Genomic DNA, 3,720 nt, shown 5'->3' on the forward strand with positions numbered 1-3,720 from the left:
TGTTTTTGGTTCAGAAGAATGACTGCCTTTAGTTACCAGCTGGGCGGTCTCGATTGATACATAGTCTGCGAAGAACGAAGTTCGTAGCAGACATCGTGCTCAAGTAGCCGAATAGGCGGTAGCACAACTATCGTGTGTCTTTCTTTTTCTGGATCAAATCAAGCGCGAGAAGGGCGTTTGGTGAATGCCTTGGCAGCAAGAGGCGATGAAAGACGTGATACTCTGCGATAAGCCATGGGGAGCTGAGAATAAGCTTTGATCCATGGATTTCTGAATGGGGCAACCCACCTGAAAGCTTCATATTGTTATCCTTGATAATCAATATGTTGCTTAAACAGGTACTTAAGACCTGAATACATAGGGTTTTAAGAGCAAACCCGGGGAACTGAAACATCTAAGTACCCGGAGGAAAGGAAATCAATTGATACTCCCCTAGTAGCGGCGAGCGAACGGGGACCAGCCGAGCCGGATAAGTGACTAGAACACGTTGGGAAGCGTGGCCATAGCGGGTGACAGCCCCGTATAGGAAGCTTTGATGGACGTATTAAGTAGGGCGGAACACGTGAAATTCTGTCTGAAGATCGGAGGACCACCTTCGAAGGCTAAGTACTCCTTGCTGACCGATAGCGAACCAGTACCGTGAGGGAAAGGTGAAAAGCACCCCGACGAGGGGAGTGAAACAGTACCTGAAACCGAACGCCTACAATCAGTCGGAGGCTCCTTGCGAGCTGACGGCGTACCTTTTGTATAATGGGTCATCGACTTGGTCTCACGAGCAAGCTTAAGCCGTTAGGTGTAGGCGTAGCGAAAGCGAGTCTTAATAGGGCGTATGAGTTCGTGGGATCAGACCCGAAACCGAGTGATCTAGGCATGGCCAGGTTGAAGGTAAGGTAACACTTACTGGAGGACCGAACCCACATCCGTTGAAAAGGATCGGGATGAGCTGTGCCTAGGGGTGAAAGGCCAATCAAACTCGGAGATAGCTGGTTCTCTGCGAAATCTATTTAGGTAGAGCGTCATCCGAATACCCCGGGGGGTAGAGCACTGGATGGGTAATGGGGCCCCACAGGCTTACTGATCCTAACCAAACTCCGAATACCCGGGAGTACTAGATGGCAGACACACTGCGGATGCTAACGTCCGTAGTGGAGAGGGAAACAACCCTGACCTACGACTAAGGCCCCCAATTCATGGCTAAGTGGGAAAGCAGGTGGGACGACCAAAACAACCAGGAGGTTGGCTTAGAAGCAGCCATCCTTTAAAGATAGCGTAACAGCTCACTGGTCTAAATAAGTTGTCCTGCGGCGAAGATGTAACGGGGCTCAAGCCATGAGCCGAAGTCTAGGGATGCGTAAGCATCGGTAGCAGAGCGTAGTGTGACATAGGTTCCATCCTCTTTAGTCGTCTTCGGACGACCTTGGAGGATATGAACCTTTCGATGAAGCCGGGGCGTGAGCCATCCGGTGGAGAGATCACTAGTGAGAATGATGACATGAGTAGCGACAAAGAGTGTGAGAGACACTCTCGCCGAAAGTCCAAGGGTTCCTGCTTAAAGCTAATCTGAGCAGGGTAAGCCGGCCCCTAAGCCGAGGCCGAAAGGCGTAGGCGATGGGAACTAGGTTAATATTCCTAGGCCAGGAGGATGTGACGGATCACAGGTGTAGTTCAATCTTATCGGATTGATTGGGCTGCTGAGTGGTTCCTGGAAATAGCCCTCCATCAGACCGTACCCTAAACCGACACAGGTGGACTGGTAGAGCATACCAAGGCGCTTGAGAGAACGATGTTGAAGGAACTCGGCAAAATACCTCCGTAAGTTCGCGAGAAGGAGGCCCGGTTCCTAGGCAACTAGGGGCTGGGGGCACAAACCAGGGGGTGGCGACTGTTTATTAAAAACACAGGGCTCTGCGAAGTCGCAAGACGACGTATAGGGTCTGACGCCTGCCCGGTGCCTGAAGGTTAAAAGGAGAGGTGAGAGCCTTGAATTGAAGCCCAGGTAAACGGCGGCCGTAACTATAACGGTCCTAAGGTAGCGAAATTCCTTGTCGGGTAAGTTCCGACCTGCACGAATGGCGTAACGACTTCCCCGCTGTCTCCAACATCGACTCAGCGAAATTGAATTGCCTGTCAAGATGCAGGCTTCCCGCGGTTAGACGGAAAGACCCCGTGCACCTTTACTACAGCTTCGCACTGGCATCAGGATTGTGATGTGCAGGATAGGTGGTAGGCTTTGAAGCGGAAACGCAAGTATCCGTGGAGCCTCCCTTGAGATACCACCCTTCGCACTCTTGATGTCTAACCGCGGTCCGTTATCCGGATCCGGGACCCTGCGTGGCGGGTAGTTTGACTGGGGCGGTCGCCTCCTAAAGCGTAACGGAGGCGCGCGAAGGTTGGCTCAGAGCGGTCGGAAATCGCTCGTTGAGTGCAATGGCAGAAGCCAGCCTGACTGCAAGACTGACAAGTCGAGCAGAGTCGAAAGACGGCCATAGTGATCCGGTGGTCCCGAGTGGAAGGGCCATCGCTCAACGGATAAAAGGTACGCCGGGGATAACAGGCTGATACTGCCCAAGAGTCCATATCGACGGCAGTGTTTGGCACCTCGATGTCGGCTCATCTCATCCTGGGGCTGGAGCAGGTCCCAAGGGTACGGCTGTTCGCCGTTTAAAGAGGTACGTGAGCTGGGTTTAGAACGTCGTGAGACAGTTCGGTCCCTATCTGCCGTGGGTGTAGGAGACTTGAGAGGAGTTGCCCCTAGTACGAGAGGACCGGGGTGAACGATCCACTGGTGGACCAGTTGTCGTGCCAACGGCAGTGCTGGGTAGCTATGATCGGACAGGATAACCGCTGAAGGCATCTAAGCGGGAAGCCCCCCTCAAAACAAGGTCTCCCTGAGGGCCGTGGAAGACCACCACGTCAATAGGCCGGAGATGTAAGCGCAGTAATGCGTTCAGTTGACCGGTACTAATCGCCCGATAGGCTTGATTTGATCCAGTAATGGAAAGACACCCACCGCCTCAAGGAGAGACGGTAGGCGAAATCAAAAAGCCGAAAGCATACACTGACCTTGACAATGGATGACTAAAACGCGGGAACGCGCATTCGTAAACGAATACGCTGCCTCCCGCTCGTCGCTTTTGCTGCGCAAACAGCGACGTTGTTGGTTGATACTATAACCGTGCGGGAACGCGCCTTTTGTAAACAAAAGACGCTGCCTCCCGCGCGTCGCGCTTTTGCTCCGCAAAAGTCGCGACGGGGGCTTTTCCTCGGTTTGGTGGTCATAGCGCAAGTGAAACACCCGGTCCCATCCCGAACCCGGAAGTTAAGCACTGCCGCGCCAATGGTACTTGGGCTTAAGCCCCGGGAGAGTAGGTCACCGCCAAACCTAGTAAAAGCCCAACATTCTCTCAAACGATGAAACAAATCTGACTCTGACGCGGGATGGAGCAGCCCGGTAGCTCGTCAGGCTCATAACCTGAAGGTCGCAGGTTCAAATCCTGCTCCCGCAACCAGCGTCAGAAAACCCCAACACAGCCCGTTCAGACTACAATTGATCCGCTGGATCAATTGCTTAACGTCTTCACCTCGTCAGGCTCATAACCTGAAGGTCAGAGGTGCAAAGCCTCTCCCCGCAACCAAAATCCAAACAGCCCGTTCGATCCACAAACAGTCCACCGGACTGTTTGCTTAACGATCAAACCTCGTCAGGCTCATAACCTGAAG

General features: G+C 53.1%; 1 tRNA gene and 2 rRNA genes. All 3 read left to right on the forward strand.

Annotation, left to right across the window (positions count from 1 at the left end):
• The first annotated feature begins 156 nt into the window (after positions 1-156).
• A 23S ribosomal RNA gene (locus ACRZ9X_RS22250) occupies positions 157-2,986 on the forward strand.
• A 281-nt stretch (positions 2,987-3,267) separates the two neighbouring features.
• A 5S ribosomal RNA gene (gene rrf / locus ACRZ9X_RS22255) occupies positions 3,268-3,382 on the forward strand.
• A 50-nt stretch (positions 3,383-3,432) separates the two neighbouring features.
• A tRNA-Met gene (locus ACRZ9X_RS22260) sits at positions 3,433-3,509 on the forward strand.
• Positions 3,510-3,720: the final 211 nt, after the last annotated feature.

The sequence above is a fragment of the Ruegeria sp. AL1 genome (genome assembly GCF_056540905.1).